This is a genomic window from Devosia sp. UYZn731, assembly GCF_040546795.1.
Classification (GTDB): domain Bacteria; phylum Pseudomonadota; class Alphaproteobacteria; order Rhizobiales; family Devosiaceae; genus Devosia.
The window spans coordinates 22,316-40,292 of the sequence record NZ_JBEPOL010000001.1; the positions used below are offsets into that span (position 1 = coordinate 22,316).

Annotated in this window: 19 protein-coding genes; 14 read left to right on the forward strand and 5 right to left on the reverse strand. The window is 59.9% G+C overall.

Annotated features, from left to right (window positions below):
- Positions 1-2: 2 nt before the first annotated feature.
- Both ABIB57_RS00050 and ABIB57_RS00055 read right to left on the reverse strand, forming a co-directional pair.
- Positions 3-434, reverse strand: a complete 432-nt coding sequence (locus ABIB57_RS00050) for a hypothetical protein (protein WP_354037820.1) — start codon at positions 432-434, stop codon at positions 3-5.
- Positions 435-813: 379 nt separating this feature from the next.
- On the reverse strand, positions 814-978 hold the full coding sequence (locus tag ABIB57_RS00055) for a hypothetical protein (RefSeq protein WP_354037821.1): 165 nt from the start codon (positions 976-978) through the stop codon (positions 814-816).
- Between the two features lie 248 nt (positions 979-1,226).
- On the opposite strand from ABIB57_RS00055, the gene ABIB57_RS00060 reads away from it, so the two are divergent.
- From ABIB57_RS00060 to ABIB57_RS00100, 9 genes are all read left to right on the forward strand, one after another.
- Positions 1,227-1,853: a hypothetical protein gene (locus ABIB57_RS00060; protein WP_354037822.1), complete on the forward strand. Its 627-nt coding sequence runs from the start codon at positions 1,227-1,229 to the stop codon at positions 1,851-1,853.
- Positions 1,854-2,238: 385 nt separating this feature from the next.
- A complete protein-coding gene (locus ABIB57_RS00065; RefSeq protein ID WP_354037823.1) occupies positions 2,239-2,910 on the forward strand; it encodes a PDDEXK family nuclease in 672 nt (223 codons plus the stop codon).
- Positions 2,907-3,146, forward strand: coding sequence for a hypothetical protein (locus ABIB57_RS00070; protein WP_354037824.1), 240 nt, complete (start codon positions 2,907-2,909; stop codon positions 3,144-3,146). The genes ABIB57_RS00065 and ABIB57_RS00070 overlap by 4 nt, the downstream gene beginning before the upstream one ends.
- Positions 3,143-5,290 (forward strand): hypothetical protein, encoded by a 2,148-nt coding sequence (locus ABIB57_RS00075; RefSeq protein WP_354037825.1) that lies wholly within the window; start codon positions 3,143-3,145, stop codon positions 5,288-5,290. The genes ABIB57_RS00070 and ABIB57_RS00075 overlap by 4 nt, the downstream gene beginning before the upstream one ends.
- Before the next feature lie 2 nt (positions 5,291-5,292).
- Entirely contained in the window at positions 5,293-6,303 is a 1,011-nt protein-coding gene (locus ABIB57_RS00080; RefSeq protein ID WP_354037826.1) for an ATP-binding protein, read from the forward strand.
- Positions 6,297-8,114 carry a TniQ family protein gene (locus ABIB57_RS00085; RefSeq protein ID WP_354037827.1) on the forward strand — a complete coding sequence of 606 codons (1,818 nt, stop codon included), beginning with the start codon at positions 6,297-6,299 and terminating at the stop codon, positions 8,112-8,114. Before ABIB57_RS00080 ends, ABIB57_RS00085 begins: the two co-directional genes overlap by 7 nt.
- A 293-nt stretch (positions 8,115-8,407) precedes the next feature.
- On the forward strand, positions 8,408-9,646 hold the full coding sequence (locus tag ABIB57_RS00090; protein ID WP_354037828.1) for a pentapeptide repeat-containing protein: 1,239 nt from the start codon (positions 8,408-8,410) through the stop codon (positions 9,644-9,646).
- Positions 9,647-9,980: 334 nt separating this feature from the next.
- Positions 9,981-10,337 carry a DUF4189 domain-containing protein gene (locus ABIB57_RS00095; protein WP_354037829.1) on the forward strand — a complete coding sequence of 119 codons (357 nt, stop codon included), beginning with the start codon at positions 9,981-9,983 and terminating at the stop codon, positions 10,335-10,337.
- A gap of 597 nt (positions 10,338-10,934) precedes the next feature.
- Positions 10,935-11,414 (forward strand): VOC family protein, encoded by a 480-nt coding sequence (locus tag ABIB57_RS00100; protein ID WP_354037830.1) that lies wholly within the window; start codon positions 10,935-10,937, stop codon positions 11,412-11,414.
- Positions 11,415-11,567: 153 nt separating this feature from the next.
- Here ABIB57_RS00100 and ABIB57_RS00105 read toward each other — a convergent pair whose 3' ends face one another.
- Positions 11,568-11,954, reverse strand: coding sequence for a VOC family protein (locus ABIB57_RS00105; protein WP_354037831.1), 387 nt, complete (start codon positions 11,952-11,954; stop codon positions 11,568-11,570).
- A 240-nt stretch (positions 11,955-12,194) separates the two neighbouring features.
- On the opposite strand from ABIB57_RS00105, the gene ABIB57_RS00110 reads away from it, so the two are divergent.
- The 5 genes from ABIB57_RS00110 (at position 12,195) to ABIB57_RS00130 (ending at position 15,830) form a co-directional block, all read left to right on the forward strand.
- Complete coding sequence (locus ABIB57_RS00110) at positions 12,195-13,421, forward strand: MFS transporter (RefSeq protein ID WP_354037832.1); 1,227 nt, start codon at positions 12,195-12,197, stop codon at positions 13,419-13,421.
- 92 nt (positions 13,422-13,513) lie between these two features.
- Positions 13,514-13,891, forward strand: a complete 378-nt coding sequence (locus ABIB57_RS00115) for a hypothetical protein (protein ID WP_354037833.1) — start codon at positions 13,514-13,516, stop codon at positions 13,889-13,891.
- Between the two features lie 129 nt (positions 13,892-14,020).
- Positions 14,021-14,380, forward strand: coding sequence for a DUF6481 family protein (locus tag ABIB57_RS00120; RefSeq protein WP_354037834.1), 360 nt, complete (start codon positions 14,021-14,023; stop codon positions 14,378-14,380).
- A gap of 22 nt (positions 14,381-14,402) precedes the next feature.
- Positions 14,403-14,729 carry a TfoX/Sxy family protein gene (locus tag ABIB57_RS00125; protein WP_354037835.1) on the forward strand — a complete coding sequence of 109 codons (327 nt, stop codon included), beginning with the start codon at positions 14,403-14,405 and terminating at the stop codon, positions 14,727-14,729.
- Between the two features lie 66 nt (positions 14,730-14,795).
- The gene (locus tag ABIB57_RS00130) at positions 14,796-15,830 is read left to right on the forward strand and encodes a MerR family transcriptional regulator (RefSeq protein ID WP_354037836.1); all 1,035 of its coding nucleotides are present in this window, start codon (positions 14,796-14,798) and stop codon (positions 15,828-15,830) included.
- Positions 15,831-15,851: 21 nt separating this feature from the next.
- On the opposite strand, the gene ABIB57_RS00135 is transcribed toward ABIB57_RS00130, so the two are convergent.
- The gene (locus ABIB57_RS00135) at positions 15,852-16,358 is read right to left on the reverse strand and encodes a 3'-5' exonuclease (protein ID WP_354037837.1); all 507 of its coding nucleotides are present in this window, start codon (positions 16,356-16,358) and stop codon (positions 15,852-15,854) included.
- A gap of 41 nt (positions 16,359-16,399) precedes the next feature.
- Positions 16,400-17,896 carry a glycerol kinase GlpK gene (gene glpK / locus ABIB57_RS00140; protein ID WP_354037838.1) on the reverse strand — a complete coding sequence of 499 codons (1,497 nt, stop codon included), beginning with the start codon at positions 17,894-17,896 and terminating at the stop codon, positions 16,400-16,402.
- Positions 17,897-17,977 lie beyond the last annotated feature (81 nt).

Here is a 17,977-nt window from a genome sequence, read left to right on the forward strand (position 1 = left end):
AATCAATCAACGTAAGTTATGTTTACCGATATTTTTTCGCCGACAAAAAAATGCGATGAAGGAAAGTGACGGGAATATTCAAGCCAAGATCTGTACTGGAGATCGGCTTCAGCTCCAGAGTCGAACCTGGCAATAGAAATAATATAGTAATTTCCTTTTGGGCCAGAAATGTTTAGCATAATGGAATTATCTTCCTGCTCATACAGACAATAATCTGACATGCCTGAGGCGTCCATAACATACCCGTCTGGCGCGATATAAATTTGCTTTGTGGTATTTTCTATGCCCGCCTCGCGGCGAAGAATGTCATCGGCCTGGGTTTGACTTATAGGAGAACAAGGAATATCCATCGATGCGTGGGTTGGCGTAATCTTTGCCGCGCTAAAAATTAAAATTATCGCTACTATTAGGCTCCCCGAAATTTGCATGTTCATAGCAACTCTCCATGCGAATTCTCGCAGTATTACTTCCACTACAGAAATATGCTCAATTGCGAAGCTAATCTTTCGCGGTCCGCAGCATGCGATCTTCTCTCGATAGCTGAGGCTAAGCGGGCCAATGCACATCTCCTAGCGCTAAAACTACGAGGAGTTGGGGACGAAATCCGAAATCATTATTGACAATTAGGATTGTAACGGTTTTGCAGTCTGTCGCTGGCGGCGGGATATCAAACTGACCCACACCCGGATGGCAGGCATCGCCGGGACTCAGCTCAAAGCTAGGAAGGTGCTCAAACGGCACGTTGAACAATGAAGTGCGTACGAGCCGCTCCGCCGTTTGGCGTCTGAATGAAAGAACAAAACACGAACTATGTCAATCGGGTTTTTGGTCGAGCGATTTGGCTATGATTTCTTCGACGAGCTCGTAAGCATGGCGGTCCTCCTCGAGTGCTTTCATCTTGATCGACTGAATGAGTTTAGGATCAAGGTACACAACGAATTTCTTGCGACCGTCTGGCCGTTGCACCGCGCCTGCCATTTTGCCTGGTTTCTCCTACAATCAGAGACTCTTAGTTTTTCGCAAACCTGTATACCGCGGCGCGGTTGCCAAAATCTGCGCGCACGCGACAGAAGTGCGCGTTTCTGATCAACAAAGTGTAAACCTAGGCACCTAGACACCTAGGTGCCCAGACGTCTAGGTGTTGACTTTTCAGCATGGCGGCGCAGATTTGGCTAGACCCTGGGAATTCGGTCTCTTTTGGCAAAAACTCAATCAGGAGTACCAGAATGAGCGCTGACGTTCTCTCGTTTCCCGGGCCAGTCCAGTCAACAGAAACTGGCCGTGGTTTCAACTGCTTCAAAAGCGACGGGCCCATTCGCTATACTAGGCGCTGCTGCCGCGACGCGCTGATCCAGGCGACCCTTGATCCCGACATAGTTCGCATCTTCGAACCCGACGTGGCCCGCGCCACCCCCAAGGACACGTTTTTCCAGTTCGGCGTCGAAATTGGCGACCGACGCTGTTTGCTCGTGCTTTGCGACGAGACAACTGGTGAGGAAGTCACCGCGCCCTCAGGCTTCGACCTTGGAATTTGCTTCAACCGCGATGCCATCCTTTCTGAGCCTGCGCTGACGACGTCACGCACGGTTTGGTCTCGGCGTGATGTTCTGGTGCCGCCCGCATTTGCGGTCCGATTGCTTGGTCGCCTTGCGAAGACTGACGTTGGACTGAAGCTCGGAGAACTTGAGGATGAATTGGTGGACGAGCCTAAAAGATGGGTGGACTACGTCCTGTCAATGGCTTGTGCCGGCCTCGTGACCTTCGACTGTCGCCATGCGATTACTGAAGATACCAGGGTTGCCCTAGGTCCCCCACTGGGACGGCGTTCAGGTGAGAAGCACTGGCTTTACTGAGCAAATAGTAGAGGTCAGCTGCGACCGCTGGCCTATGGCTCGCGCAAAGCGAAAAAGATTCGACTCTCATATTTTCCAACAAGCCGTTGGATTCGCGCAAAGATTCAAGAAAATGAATCAAGTCGCTGATTTGACTCGCGGTTTTCGTTTTGAATTTTCACTCGCTGCTCAGATGTTCAGCTAACGAACCGGATCGGAGACACCAAGACCAGCACGCAAAAGAAAAAGGCCAAACCTTCCGGCCCAGCCCTTTCCAATCTCAAACGTTGATCGCTCCGCAATTTGGAAGAGAGCAAGCGATCGGCACAACATCAGCTGTGTACCTCGAATCTGATGCTTGAGCATGAAAATGTCAAGCGGATCGGGGGCACGGCGTGGAGCAACCATGCTTGATTCGACATTCTTCACCCCTACGCTGCACAGCCGCGCGTCGCGGCACATCGCCCTTCGAGCAAGGGGGCACTTTTCCGGCGCGTGCGTAATATACAAGGGCGGGACGCGCCAACTCGTCGTCTTTGAATCGCGGTGTGAACTCGTGACCAGTTACCGCTGGTCCACCCGTCCCGACGTCGTCGACCTCATCGATCAGTATCCACTCGATCCCTACGTCGATGACGACGGGTCTGAGCACCGCCACGTCCTGGATTTCCTTGCGATCATGGACGACGGCCGACGGATCGGCCTCTCGGTGAAGCCTGAGGGTTCGGCGCACCGCCGCGACTTCCGCCGCACGCTGCAGCTAATCCTGGCTCAAAACGCGGACCACTTGGATGAACTGCGCCTCGTGACTGAGAAGTCATTCACCCGGGCGGAAGCTGAAAACGCGGAGCTGATCCATTTCGTCGGCTCCGAAATCGACGACGAAGCGGATCGCCTGGTCGCAGATGTGATCGCCAGCCTCGCTGGAACGACCACGATCGAAAGCATCGTCAACGCCACAGGCCTCGAAGGCCGCGCCTTCCGCGCCGTCATTCGCATGGTGGGTCGACGGGTCTGCTTCCAGGTCGATGAAGGTCGGCTGCGCTATCCCTCACTCGTGCGGAGGAATGCAGCATGAACCCGTTCCGCTTGTCCGCTGCTGACACCGTCAACATCGCGGGAACCGTGTTTCGGTTCAGCGAAGTGCTCCAGGACGGCTATCTCCTGCGCCGCGCCCCCGACAATTCCACCGAGTTCTACAGCAACGCCCACCTGATGGACATGTGGGGTCACGGCCTCGTTGAACCGCACTTTGCCAACCCTGGCCCTTTCTGGCAGGTCATGACGCCGGACGCAGACGGTGCTGCGAAATGACCCGGTTCCGTCTCGCCACTGTCGACAGACTTACCATCCACTCCACCTTCTATCGCCCCATTGAAGACAATGAGGAGGGCGTTCTGTTGGAACGCCCCGACGGGCTGAAGGAGTCCTTCACCCATGAACAGTTGGAGGCCCTCTGGGGCAGCAACAGTTTGACGTTCGAGCCTGGTTATTACAGCGAGGCCAGGGCGCGCATTCGCCTTCACACCGATGAGGAGCTCCTCAGCAATCTTTCTCCCGCCGAGCGGGAAGCATGCCTTTGGCGTCAGGCCTTTTGCGACTTGTTCCTCAAGGCGAGAGCCGCCGACCCCAAGAAGTATAAGCGCACCAATGACGGTGCTTCGGCCGCAGCCTTGGAGTTTGCGCCCATCATCGAGAAGTTGGGGCTCAAGGCTCCCGACAGCGTCGGGACACGAGCAAAAAGCCCGAAACGGAAGACCCGTGCCAAACCGAAGCTGACGGTCCAGCCCCCGGAAAAAGTGGGCGTTCCTTCGGGCCGCGCATTGCTGGGCTGGGTGCGGCTGTATGAGCGCAATGGATGCTATGCCATAAGCCTGCGCGACAACCGCAGATTTTCGGGTAACTTCAATCCGCGTTTTGTCGCCGAAGTGCTGCACCTTCTCGCGCTCGAGGTGAAGCGCTTCGCCTCGGCAGAGCGGCCCACGAAAACTGAAGTCCACGTCAATCTCGAACGAGCGATCAAGAAGGCCAACAAGGCCCGGAAGCTCGAGAACCTCGATCCCTTGCCCATACCCGGGCGTGACATGACGGATGAGGCGATAGATCGCCTTCCGAAGTACGCCACGATGGTAGCCCGGCACAACAAAGAATACGCCGACAAGCACATGCCCTGGGTTGGGGCCGGCCTGCAGGTCGATATTCCGGGCCTTCGCATCGAAATCGATGAACACGAAATCGATCTCATGACGCTGTGCTGCCTGGCGGGGATATGGGATCAGTTAACCGAAGAGGAACGCGCCAACATCGAGCGCGCTCGTCGCTTGGTTATCATTGCGATTTGCGTGGCCACCAAGGTCATCCTCGCCCTTCGGATCATCGACCGTGCCACGCACATGGCGCAGCTGAAGGTGCTGGAGATGATCTCGCAGGACAAAACTCGATATGCACTGGCTGCTTCGGCCAAGTCCACCTGGCATCAGCGATGTGGCCTGAGCGGCGTGGTGACGGATTGGAACTTCCTGTCTCATGAGGTGCGGACGGCCGTGGGGGACTCCGGCGGCACTCTGGAATTTCCCGGCGCCGGCGACGCCCCGGCTCGTGGCACGGTCGAGCACGTTTTCTATACCGCCAGTCTGGGTCCAATCGCGCGTCTGACGGGCCGGACGTTTTCCAATCCTGTTGCCAAGGCGGATTACGATTCACAGGGGCGCGCGGGTGTCACCGACGACGAGCTGGCAGACGTTCTGGTCAACTGGGCCGTCGACAACTACCTCAACACCCCACACGATTCCCTTCACGGGGCCACCCCGGCTAACACTTGGGAGCACGCGGTCCGGCGCTATGGAATCAAGCCGCCGCCAGACCAGCGAACCCTGCGGGCCATCTACGGCATAAAGCTCAAGCGCACGATTACCAGCCGCGGCATCCGCGTCATGTCGAACTATTACCGGACGGAAAGCGGGCCATTGGGCGAACACTTCCGCGATGGCAACGACCTTGAGGTCGAGATCCGCGTAAACACCGACAATCTGGGTGCCATATCAGTACGGCTACCCACCGGAAAGCTGATCGAGGTGCCTTGCCGTGAGGCCTCGATGGAGGGGGTCACTGCGCAGTGGTGGATCGCTGCCACCACGCACCTGCGAACTCAAAATCGGCATGAAAGCAATTTGTCGCGCGAGGTGGCTCTGGAGTCCCTCGACTATGTCGACAACCTCGCTCAACGCGCCCACAGCCGGGCCAATGTGAGGGCGTACTTGTATTCGCCAGAGGAGATCGACCAGGCCGAGGTCGCCTATTTCTACCACCTCGAATTCGCCGACCAACGCCGTCCCGCCGTGGACGACGGCTATGGCGAGGTCATTTCGGCGGAAAGCCCGGCGTCGAAACCGGTTGACCAGCCCGAAACGCCGCCTTCTCCCCTCCCCTCGCCTGCAAAGAACTGGAGCCTGGACTGAGCATGGAACACTTTCCCCTTCCGCCTAGCTTCGATCGGCTGACCGCCTTGCGCTCAAAGTACGTCACGACCTCGCGTGACCAGAAGGTCAGCACCATCATCGACACCATCCTGACAAACCGCGAAATCGCCCATCGCATCTCTCAGCCGCTCTCGCGCGTGGGCATGATCGTTACTGCCGGCTCAGGGGCCGGCAAGACAACCACGCTGATCCGCGGAATTCAACGCCATCCATCGCTTCAACCAACATGCGACGACGACTTGCCGGCCGTTTGCTTCAAGGTCGAAAGCCCTGTCACATTGAAAGCCCTCGCCCTGCAGATGCTCCGCCAGCTCGGCTACCCCGTCAACGGAAAGGGTACCCGCGCGAACTATTGGGAGGACGTCCGCCAGCATCTGATGCTTCGGAATACAAAGCTGATCTGGCTGGACGAAAGCCAGGATGTCTTTGCTGGACGCAATGCCCGCGACGCCGGCGAAGTGCTCAGCACACTGAAGGGGCTCATGAGCGGACCCGACTGGCCCGTGGCCCTCGTCCTGTCCGGTGTTCCGGATCTGCTCGATCAATGCGCTCACGACCGACAACTCCTGCGAAGGACCTTTCCGTTGGCGCTGGAACCGATTTCCGCCGCCGCCGATGGCGAGGCGCTTCGGAGCATCATCGCCGAATATTGTGCCGTTGCCGGTGTCAGCCACACTCTGCCCGATGACTTGGTCGCCCGTCTGATCCACGCAACGGGCGGGATGCTCGGGACCTCTCTCGAACTGATCGTGGATGCGCTGCAAGACTTGTTTCTAGCGAACGGCCATGTCCTGACCATCGATAACTTCGTGCGCGCCTACCAGCAGCACAACGACTGCCCGACGCCGCTCAACATCTTTCTCGTGGCTGGTTGGCAGTCTATCAGCACCAACGCAACCCAAACCAGTGCGGCGGCCACGCCGTCTGCCGCCAGTCTCAAAAGCGATGCAAAGCGTAGAAAATCGATCGATCGGAGCCAAGGACCATGGTGAAACTGGCTCTGACTGTGCCCTCGGTTGCCCATGAAACGCCCTTGTCGCTGGCGTTTCGACTGGCGTCCCGCAACGCCCGTGCTTCAGCGCGAAGGTTCTGCTCGGACATGGCGTTGTCCTTCGACAAGCTGTTTGACGGTGACGTCGAGGTTGCGTCCTCGCTCGCAGAGTTGGCGGGGATTGGCGAGGAGGAGCTGGCGTCCTCATCTATTCGCCGCGTCGGTGTGAAGACCTACATGTTGGGCCGCGAGCTTCTGCATCCGAGCATCGTGCGCCGAGAAACGGTTCGGGTGTGTCCGGCCTGCGTCCTTCAGGATCGCCTTATGACAAATTTGCCGCCGGGCGCCTCAATGGCCGGTCGCGTAGCCTGGCAGCTGCGTCCGGCCCGCACCTGTATCGAGCACCAGTTACCCTTACTAACCTTTCCCATAGAGGGGACGAATGACCGTCACGACTTCGGCTTTTGGCTCGGGAGAGTACCGGTCCGCGATTTGCTTCGAGCGGCTCAAGCCGACCGCCGATCGCCGAGCCCGTTGGAGGAATACCTAGATCGCCGCCTCTTTGATGCAGCAGGAACGGGATCCTGGGTGGACGACATGCCTGTCGGCACCGTCGCCCGGTGTTGTGAGATCCTGGGCGCCATGATCGATCGCGGCCGCGATGTCGGTCTCGATACGCTCGGCGAGGACGACCTGCACAAAGCTGGCGGCGTCGGGTTCACCATCTTGGCAGCCGGCCCAAGTCACCTGCGCGATTTCCTGTCTACGCTCCAAGAACGGTCAGGTCTTGCCGGCCCCGCTGGCGCACAGCAAATGTTTGGGGCGCTGTATAAGTGGCTGGCGTTTTCGGCATCCGGCTCTGACGCCGATGCCATACGTCAGGTCGTGCGGACCCACATCGTCGAAACCCTGCCTGTCGGCCCCGAAGACAATGTCCTCGGCTCCCCCGTCGCGAAACGGGTGATCCATTCAGTGTCAACGGCGGCCGCGAAATACGGCCTCCACATCAAGACGCTTCGAAACAATCTGGTTTCCGCAGGTGTTGTCACCGCGGACGAAAATGTGGTTCACGCGCACGCAATATTCAAAGCCGACGAAAACGAAGCCCTGCTCCATCGCCTGCAGAGGGGCGTGCCCGCGATAGCCTTGCGCAGGTACATGCACATCGATCGAGTGCCGCTGGCCACCATCACGACTAACCGGCTCCTGTCGCCGATAGTGCACGGGACCAGCGTCGAACCACTGTTCGACCCAAACGACGCGGATCAGCTGTTGGCCGAGCTGGGCCGCGGAGCAGAGAGCGTGATCCAGCCTACCGACAGCCAAGTCAGCATCTCCATGGCGACCAGGCGCGCGAACTGCTCCCTGCTTGAAACGTTGCAGCTGATGCTTGCCGGCAAACTCACCTGGGTCGGCATCCTCGAGCGCGAGCAGGGTTATCGAGCCTTGCTAATCGATCGTCGGGAACTTCGCCAAAAGGCTGCCCTGCCGCCGTTGGAGGGCCTGATCCCGAACGCCATCATCAGGAAACTGGGCATCAAGGGGGATGCCGTTCAGAAGCTAATCGCTTCGGGGCATTTGAGTACCGTCCTCGGGACAAATCCGGCGAACCGTTGCCCTCAGCGCGTCGTGCCGTTCGAGTCCTTCGACAGGTTCACCTCCACCTACGTCTCGTTGCGGGATGTCGCCCGCCAGATGAACCAGGCCTCTGCGCGAAAGGCGTTGGCGCTTCTTGCCAACGACGACATCCGTCCGGTGCGCGAGTTTCAGACCTATGGCGCGTACCTGTTTTTGAGATCCGACTTGAGATAGCCCCCCGCTCGGCGGCGATTTCGAACCCAGCCGAGAGGCTGGGTTTTTTGTTCCTGCGAAATGTGGAGAAAACTGCAAGCGCTGCTTGGTCCATGCCGATGGCAGCCTTATGGTCGAGGACAGGCAGACTAGGCAACAAAGGACGATTTGACGGCCCCGGATTCCAGGCCTTTCAGCGGGCGCCAGTGGCAATTCTGTGCTCGGCGTCACAGCCGCCCGCTGCTGTGTACGTTTAGCACTTGAATTTTTAGGCCCAAGCATCTCTGCTCGGGCCTAAATTTTGGGGAAATTAATTGGCCGACGAAGAAGACCTAAAACTGTTGAAGGGTGGAAGTAAGGATTTAACCCGGTGCGATTTTCGTGAAGCGGATCTATCAAGCATGGATCTAAGCAATTGCGATTTCAGCCACGCCCTCTTGGATAATTCTATTGCAATAGGAACTAATTTTTCTGGCTGCAAATTTCTAAATACAAGCATTACCTCGATGAATGCCAATGGGGCAAACTTATCAGGAACAAATATAACGTCGAGCCCCAGCATTTATTCTGATTTTAGCAATGCTGATTTCAGGTCGGCCACGACAACCGAGTGGCATATAATTAGTTCAAAATTCATAAATGCTAATTTGATTGGTGCAAATCTATCCGGCGCGACATTCATGGTCGACAATGAATTCGATGGTGCGATTGTCGATGAGAATACAAAATTCGACGACGCAACAATAATGCGTCCTTTGTCACGTCATCCAACCTTCCGTTATTATGATTTTGTCCAAGGCAAGTTAGTAAGAAAGACATCGGAGGGCCAATTCTCTCCAGAATTTGCCGGGGCGGAGCAACCCTCTAACAACATTGGCGGATTTGATCGCATGGAGGACGATGGTATATATTCTGTCGATGAACCATTACCAGACGTCACTTTGTTCATTGACGAGAACGTTGTCGACGACGAGGAGGAACTCCCTGCAGGCCAATCTTACATCACCGACGAAATTGGTAATTTTCTGACAACTGAAAGCGATGAGAAACTCGTCGCAAAAGTCGAAATTGGGCCAGCGGTTGACCCTGTCCCGCCCGTGCAGTTGGCTTTCGATCTCTACGCGCCCTATAAGCCGGACGATCTGGCACAAGCTGCATCCGATGCAAGACGGCGGCTTGAGCAATTGCTGGCGGCTAGCGCGGACATTGCAGATGTCCATGGTGGAGCGGGTCATAATCAACCGCCTCCAGAGTTGGTGACCGATCTGACTGTCCAGCAGAAAGCGTTCGAAGCATTTGATCTTATTGGTGCGTTGAATGCGTCAGATAGAGCCAACAGGGAGGCCTTACTGGAGGCTGGCATTTTGCTTCGCAGTGCAGCCGGGCGAGTTGGTCAGTGGGCACTCACTAAGCTCGATACCGCCACAGACAGCTTTGCCGGAGAGGTTGGCGCGATTGCCGCGCGGGCGGCGCCCGTGGTACTTGGCTGGTATTTATTTAGCGGCGATGTTCACAGGCTTGTGAGCATGCTAGAAAAATTGCTTGGCCAGTAGGCTCGTCCACTGGTGCGAAGTCTCGTGTCTTTCTGACTTCCCTTTCGGGTATCACCTCCAAGATATGCTTCTTGTCCCCCAAGCCCTCACGATGAGGTGGGAGCCCTTCGCGAGCCTCCAACCACGAAGGCAGACGCGCCGAAGCGGCAGAGCCCCCAAGAGCCCCCTGGGGGACGTTCGGGAACCGCTTCCGCTTCGGCCGCCCCGCCAAATCTGGCAGAGCCTCATAGTCGTAGGCGATCAGCGCTTCATTCTTTCGGCGCGAGTAGCGCCTGAACTAAAGCGTGCCTATAGTCCCGGGATAAATACAGATTCCATTTGCGCCGAGACCATTATGAAAAAGTACTTTTCGGTCATCCTCGTTTTTATTTGCCTGCTTGTTTCAACAACACCGACCTTCGCCTCCTGGGCCGTGGCCGTTGGGTCTGAGGGGACAGTGATCACAGCGCGCGGCTACCAATACCCCGCGCAAGCTAAGGCCGCGGCGCTCAAGGATTGCAACGCGCGCTATACCAATTGCGCCATCGTCGAAAGCTCGGCCAACAATTGCTTCGCCATGGCAGACGACGGCACTCATTGGGGTTTCGGTCAAAGCCCCAACGAGCATAAGGCAAGCGAGGAAGCCCTTGCCGCTTGCTCGGCTCTCACCACGCGTCAATGCGCGATTGTGAATAATTTCTGTGGGCGGTGAGCCTCTCTTCATGAGGGTCCGCGCTGCGGCCCTAAACCGAAAAGCCTGGCTGCCGCCCAAGCATAGCTATGAGCGCAACAGCCAAAGCACGGGCCGCTCGGAGGACTGAACGGCGCTTCTCGGTGTCGGCTCAACCCGGCTCGGGTATCCAAAACTTATCCCCACCCCAAATCCCCATGGCATCATTCCCCCATTCCCGTCACACACGCGGCCCCGACGCAGGGTCGGGCGGGGAGACCGTGGGATGGGGGCGCCCATTCAGCAGGGTGGAAGCTCGGCACGCGTGCCTGCAATAATGGCGCGCATGAACCGGACCCTGAGCAAAAGCGGATCGTGACGGGCGGCCATTGGTCCGTTCTACAAAATCTAGGAAGGCCCAATGGCCGCCCGTTACCGTGTATCCGCGACGCCGCAAGGCCGGGCGGCGCTTTGCCATGTCCGGCGTTCCGTCCGGGGCGTCACAGCGACAACCGTCGTCTGCCTCCCGGCTCGGGCTTGTCCGCCGAACGATCAGGCGTCACCCTGTTTTCGAGCGCCTGTCGGAATCCTTCGCCCTCGAACGTCGTCCATGCATCAGTGACGCGAAAGGAACAGAACATGGCTATCGCCAAGAACACGATCTGCCTCTGGTATGACAAGGACGCCGAGGCGGCGGCGCGGTTTTATGCCGACACTTTCCCAAACAGCACGGTCGGAACCGTGAGCAAGGCGCCGGGGGATAATCCGTCCGGCAAGGCGGGCGACGTGCTGACGGTGGAATTCACCGTGTTCGGCATTCCCTGCCTCGGCCTCAATGGCGGACCGACCTTCAAGCAGAGCGAGGCCTTCTCGTTCCAGATCGCCACCGACGACCAGGCCGAGACCGATCGTTACTGGAACGCCATCGTCCAGAATGGCGGCGCGGAAAGCCAGTGCGGCTGGTGCAAGGACAAATGGGGCGTCTCCTGGCAAATCACGCCGCGCGCCCTCACCGACGCCATGGCCGCAGGCGGCGCCGAAGCCAAGCGCGCGTTCGATGCCATGATGACCATGGGAAAAATCGACGTGGCGGCCATCGAGGCGGCGCGTCGCGGCTAGCTTTGCCACGCATGGCGGCGAGAAACTTATCCCCGCCGCCTTGCCCCATGCCATTATCACCCCATTCCCGTCACACACGCCGTGCCGACGAAGCTGGCAGCGGCACACATGGGCGCAGCAAACCACGCGGGCAAATGGGGTCCGACCCACCCTTCAGTGGAGTTCGTGCGCCACCTCCCAGACATGGCCCGACGGATCGGCAAAGGCCGCCGTGCGGCGGCCCCAGGGACGGTCCATCGGGCCATTGAGCAGGCTCACGCCGAGCGCCACCAGTTCGGCGCAGGTCACGTCGACATTGTCGACCCGGATGGTCAGCAGCATCGCGGCGCCAGCGCCCGGCGCGGCGACGGCGCTGGGCGTGACCAGTTCGGGGGCTTCACTCGCCGCGAGCAGATTGAGCATGGTCCCCGAAAATTGCAGCACCGCCGAGACGGCATCCTCGAACAAAACTTCGGCCGAGAACACCTTGGCGTAGAACGCCTTGGTCGCGTCGATATCGTAAACAAACAGCGTCACCACTTCGATGGCATCCAGTTTCATGCGGTTTCCTTCCGGTTGTGATGGCCCATGGCCACTCTGCTCATCGATTGAGCAATAGCGACTTCGACAATGCTGGCGCATTTTTAACGCTCACCCTATCAAGCACGTCTCGCCGCATGCCGCAGTGCTTCATCGACCGCCCGCGCGGGTCATGGCCGCCGCCAAAAATGTTACTCCCGCCCTGTCGGTTTGCCCGTCTACTGTTCGTCTATAGTGTGCAAACGCGTTGAGGAGCGGGCAATGGAAAACCGGTACGGCTGGGTTATCGTGGCAGCGGGGGCACTGATCACCTGCGTGGCGATGGGCGCGATGTTCGCCCTGCCCGTCTATCTGCAACCCATGTCGGACGATACCGGCTGGGGCCATGCCGGCATTTCGCTGGCGATGACCTTCGCCTTCATCGTCATGGGCGTAGCGGGCTTCGGCTGGGGTGCGGTCACCGACCGGATCGGGCCGCGGCCCGTGGTGCTGATCGGCTCGGTCATGCTCGGGGTCGGGCTGTTCGTCGCCAGCCGCGCGCCGAACCTGCTGGTCTTCCAGATTGCCTATGGCGGGTTGTGCGGCGCGTCGGTCGGCGCGTTTTTCGCTCCGATCATGGCCACGACCCTGGCCTGGTTCGATAAGCATCGCAGCCTCGCCGTGTCGCTGGTGTCGATCGGGGGCGGGGTCGCCCCGATGGTAGTTACGCCGCTGGCCAGCGTGCTGATCTCCGCCTACGGCTGGCGCAGCGCCATGCTGATCGTCGCCATCGGCGTCTGGGCCATCCTGATCCCCGCCACCTTTTTGATCCGCCGCGCGCCTGCCGCAGTGGCGGCACCCGCGCCTGCTCCAGCGGTCATTGCCGGCGGCCCTGCCCCGCGCTCCGTGCTGTCCACCACATTGCGCTCGCCCCAGTTCATCGTGCTGGCGGCGGTGTTCTGCCTGTGCTGCGCCGCCCATTCGGGGCCAATCTTCCACACCGTCAGCTATGCCATGCTGTGCGGCGCCTCGTCGCTGGCAGCGGCCAGTATCTACAGCGTCGAGGGTGTTGCGGGCCTGTTCGGCCGGCTGCTGTTCGGTCTGGCGGGAGACCGGCTGGGCGTCAAGCGCGTCATCATCGCCGGCCTGCTGCTGCAGGCGGCCGGCATTTATACCTATATCTATGTCAGCGAGCTGAGCCATTTCTACATGCTGGCCAGCGTGCTCGGCATGGCCTATGGCGGCGTCATGCCCCTCTACGCCGTGCTGGCCCGCGATTATTTCAAGCCCCAGGTGATGGGCACCGTGCTGGGCGGCATCACCATGATGTCGAGCATCGGCATGGCCATCGGGCCGATCGGCGGCGGCTGGATTTTCGATACGTTTGGCGATTACCACTGGCTCTATATCGCCTCCGCCGCCATTGGTCTCGGCGCGGCGGCAGTCGCCTTGACCTTCCCAAAGCCCTCGGTGCCAACCGAGCCGGAAGGCCAATTGGTGCCGGCATGATCAAATCAGATCAATCCAGCGCAGGACTTATCCACGGCAAGTAGACTTGGCCTCATAGTCATGCTTGATGAGGCAAACCACAGGAGCCTGCCATGAAACGTCTTGCCTGCGCCCTGCTCGCCGCCTCCGCGCTGATCACTTTTGCCGCGCCCGCCTTTGCTCAGGCCGATCCGGTGGAGAGCTATTGCGCCACGCTGGGCCGGGCCGACCATTTTGCTTCGGATGGCTATCCGCTGGACAATGCCGCCGCCATCATCCGGCAGGATCGCGCCAATTTCCATCAATTCGGCAAGCGCGACCCCAGCGACGAAAACGACTCGATTTTCAGCCGCAAGGCCAATCGCGCGCGCCTCGAACAGATGCTGCGCAACGGCGATATTTCGCGCAGCGCCGAGCGTGCCATCGTCCGCGGCACGCCCGATATCTGCGTCGATGTCTATGACGACTTCATCAACGTAACCCTGCTCTAGACGCGGCGGTAACGCGTCGAGACGCCCGGCTGGCGCTGAGCTGCCAGCCTCAAGCAAAGGTTGTCCTCCGTCGCCCGATGGGCTAAGGCACCGCGTCTCACGCACTGCACGAACAGGAACGAACGCATAATGAAGCAGCCCAAGGAAGCCGGTTTCGCCGAACGCCGGAACAATTCCGTCGAGGCAAAGAAGCTGTTGCTGGAAAAATTCAAGGCGGCGCCCAAGCTCGACGACCCCGAAGTGGCCGCCAAGCGCGCTGAGCGCGAAGCGCTGGCTGCTGCCCGCGAGGCCCGTCGCGCCGAGCGTGATCGCGCCAATGCCGAGGCCAAAGCCGCAAAAATTCTGGCCGACGCCGCAGAGCGCGAAGCCAAGGCCGCTGAAGCCGAAGCTCAGAAGGCCGCCGAAGAGCTGCGCCTGAACATGAGCGAAGAAGAGCGCAAGGCCGAACGCGATCGCCGCTACGCCGCCCGCAAGGCCCGCAAGCGCTAATCGGGAAGGCAGGAGGTCGCCTTTGGACAATGCCACTGCCGACCGCCTGCGTAACCTGCTCGATGGCGATCCGCGCATCACTGAAAAGAAGATGTTTGGCGGTATCACCTTCCTGATGAACGGACACATGCTGATCTCGGCCAAGAAGAATGGCCAGGTCATGGTTCATGTCGGCAAGGACGACAATGACGAGGCCCTGTCGCGTCCGGGGGCCAGCCAGATGGTGCATGGCGACAAGGTTATGCGCGGCTTCATCTGGGTCGATGCCGACGAAACCGAGGACGACGAGACGTTGCGCGACTGGATCGCGCTGGCGGAAAAGTACGTGCGCGCACAGAAGCCGAAGTAGAGCGCACTTGACCCGGCCCTTGGGGCTGCCCCGATAAGCTAACGGTCAGCCATAACGAGGTGAGTCGTGAGCTCTTCCAGCCAGTTCCTGAACCCCGCCGCCGCCGCGCAACGTCTCGGCGTTTCTGCCAAGGCCCTGCGGCTCTATGAACAGCGCGGCCTGGTTTCTCCCAACCGCACCGCAGCCGGATACCGGGCCTATGGTCCCGACGAGATGGCCCGCGCTGGCGAAATCGTCGCCCTCCGCGCTCTCGGCCTTAGCCTGGCGCAGGTGGCGCGTGTGCTTGCCGGTGATCCAAACGGCCTGGAGCCGGCTCTCGCTGCGCATCAGGCCACGCTTGAGAGCCGCCTCCGCAATCTGGCCGATACGGTGGAAAGCGTCCGGCAGCTCCGTGCTGATCTCGCCCAAGGTCGTTCCCCCGCTTCTGGAGAACTGGCACGGCTATTGGTGCCGGAGACGGAGCTTGCCGTGGTCTTCGACCTGCCTTGGCCGTGGGGCGGTGAGCGCTTCGAGTTGCGCGATATCCGGGCGCTCAACTACATCATCGGGCCCTTGGGCAGCGGCAAGACGCGGCTGGCCATGGCGCTAGCCGAAGCCTTGCCGAATGCAGTCTTCCTCGGCCTCGAGCGGCTGGAGAACCGTGGTGCGGCGGCACAGTCGGTATTGGACGCTGACCCTGCCCTCAAGGCGCGGGTCGAGCAGACTCTGGCCTGGCTGATCGAAGACGGCGCCACGCCTTCCGATGCCTTAACGGCGCTACTCGCCGGACTGGAATCCACCGCCGCCATTGTGGTGGTTGACACCGTGGAGCAGGGATTGGACCACGCCACGCAGGAAGCCGTGATCGCCCATTTGCGCAATCGCGGGTCGAGCAGTGGGCCGCTATTCCTGATGACGCGATCGAGTGCGATCCTGGACTTGGCCGCGGTAAGCGCCAACGAGGCAATTATCCTGTGCCCTGCCAATCACAGCCCACCGAGCCGCGTCGCGCCCTATCCCGGTGCGCCCGGGTATGAAGCAGTCGCCACTTGCCTTGCCACGCCCGAAGTGCGCGCCCGGACCGAAGGCGTCATCGCATTTCGACCGCCGCAGATCGCCTGAGGCGGGCCGGGCAGCCGCAGGTCAACGCCATTCGGACAATTGCCGCCAGATAGACCATTCCCGCCGCGCATCGTCTACCGCCCGATGCATCACCGGGAGTGCGTTGACCCGCTGACGCACCTCGGTGACGCGCTCGGTCGCGATTTCGGCTCCGACGTGTTGGCGCGCCGCTGCAACGAATGCCTCCTCGCTATCCTTGAGCCGCAACAGGTGGCGCGGCCGGCCCGCGGCGCGCAGTAGCATGCTCAGCCAATGGCCGTCCCAGGACGGAGCGCTGGCATAGACCACATTGCCCTCGAACACCTGCACCAGCCGCGCACACACCACGTCATGCGCCTCGCCGTCACGGTCCAATTGCTCACGCGAAATGCCGTGCACCGCCTGCGCCGTATCGTCCCAATCGGTCCAGTTGGGCGCGGGCCGGATCAGATGACCTTCTGCCGTGCCGTCCTCCAAAACCCAGCCAACCTCGATGGGATAGCTTTGCTTGTTCAGCGATGACGCTTCGAAGTCGAGAAAGATATGCATGCGAGCAGCATAGCGGGCGCAAATGGGCGGGACCAGCCGATCTAGGTGGGCTGGCGCGACAGGGTGCGTTGCACCGCCTCGCGCCAGCCGCGCAGCTTGCTCTGCCGCGTTTTGGTTGACATGACCGGCCAGAACTGGCGGTCGCTCTCGCGCCGAGCGGCGAAACCGGCAGCGTCGGGCCAGACGCCGGCTTTCCATCCGGCAAGCCAAGCCGCCCCACGGGCGGTGATTTCCGGATCGATCGGGCGGTCAACGCCGACTTCGACGACATCGGCGATGAACTGCATGGTCCAGTTCGATGCCACCATGCCGCCATCGACCCGTAACACGATATCCTTGGCGCCGCTCCAATCTTCGCGCATGGCGTCCACCAGGTCGCGCGTCTGGTAGCCAACCGCCTCCAGGGCCGCGCGGACCAGTTCGGGCCTTCGGGTCCCGCTGGTCAGCCCATAGATCGCGCCGCGGGCATCATTGTCCCACCATGGCGCGCCGAGCCCATTGAATGCCGGCACGAGGTAGATCGGCTGGTCAGGATCGGAGGCGATAGCCATGGCGTCGCTCTGGCTCGAGTGCTCAAGCATGCCAAGGTCGTCGCGCAGCCACTGCACGGCACCGCCAACAGTGAAGATCACGCCTTCCAGGGCGTAGGTCGAGCGCCCATCGAGCCGATAGGCAATAGTCGACAGCATGCGATTATTGGAACGCACCAGGTCGGTCCCGGTATTGAGCAAGGCGAAGCAGGAGGTTCCATAGGTAGACTTCATCATGCCGGGCAAAAAGCAGGCCTGACCAATCAGTGACGCTTGCTGATCCCCGATTACGCCATGGATCGGAATAGCTGCGCCCAGCACGTTCGGGTCGGTGCTGCCATAGTCGTCGGCGCTGTCCTTGACGGTCGGTAGGATATTGGGGGGTATATCAAATAGATCCAGTAAGTCTGGGTCCCATTGATTGGTTTCAATATTGAAGAGCGCGGTCCGGCTGGCATTGGTAGCGTCGGTCGCATGCACCCGGCCACCGGTCAGCCGGTAGATCAGAAAACTGTCGACGGTGCCGAAAGCCAGCTCGCCCTTATAAGCCCGCTCGCGCGTGCCTTCGACATTGTCGAGGATCCACTGCGCCTTTGGGCCGGAGAAGTATGGATCGAGCAGCAGGCCGGTACGACGGGCCAGCATTTCTTCCTTGCCGGCCTCACGCAATTTTGCGCAAGCATCGGCCGTGCGGCGATCCTGCCAGACGATGGCGTTACAGATTGCCTTGCCGGTCATCCGATCCCAAACAACCGTGGTTTCGCGCTGATTGGTGATGCCGATGGCCGCTACGTCCTTGGCGGTGATGCCTGCCTTGCGCAGCGCTGTCTTGCAGGCCCAGAGGCACGTGGCCCAGATTTCCTCAGGGATATGTTCGACCCAACCGGGCGCGGGATGGTGTTGGGTGAAGTCCATCTTGCCCAGGCCAACGATGGCCTGATCGTTGTCGAAGACGATAGCCCGGCTGGAAGTCGTGCCCTGGTCAATGACCAGAATATAAGGTCCCATTGGCGCTGCCCTGTCTTCGATTTGAGATTGGACCATTGTTTACTGGCATCACTACCGAAGAATCGTAGTAGTCACCGCAAA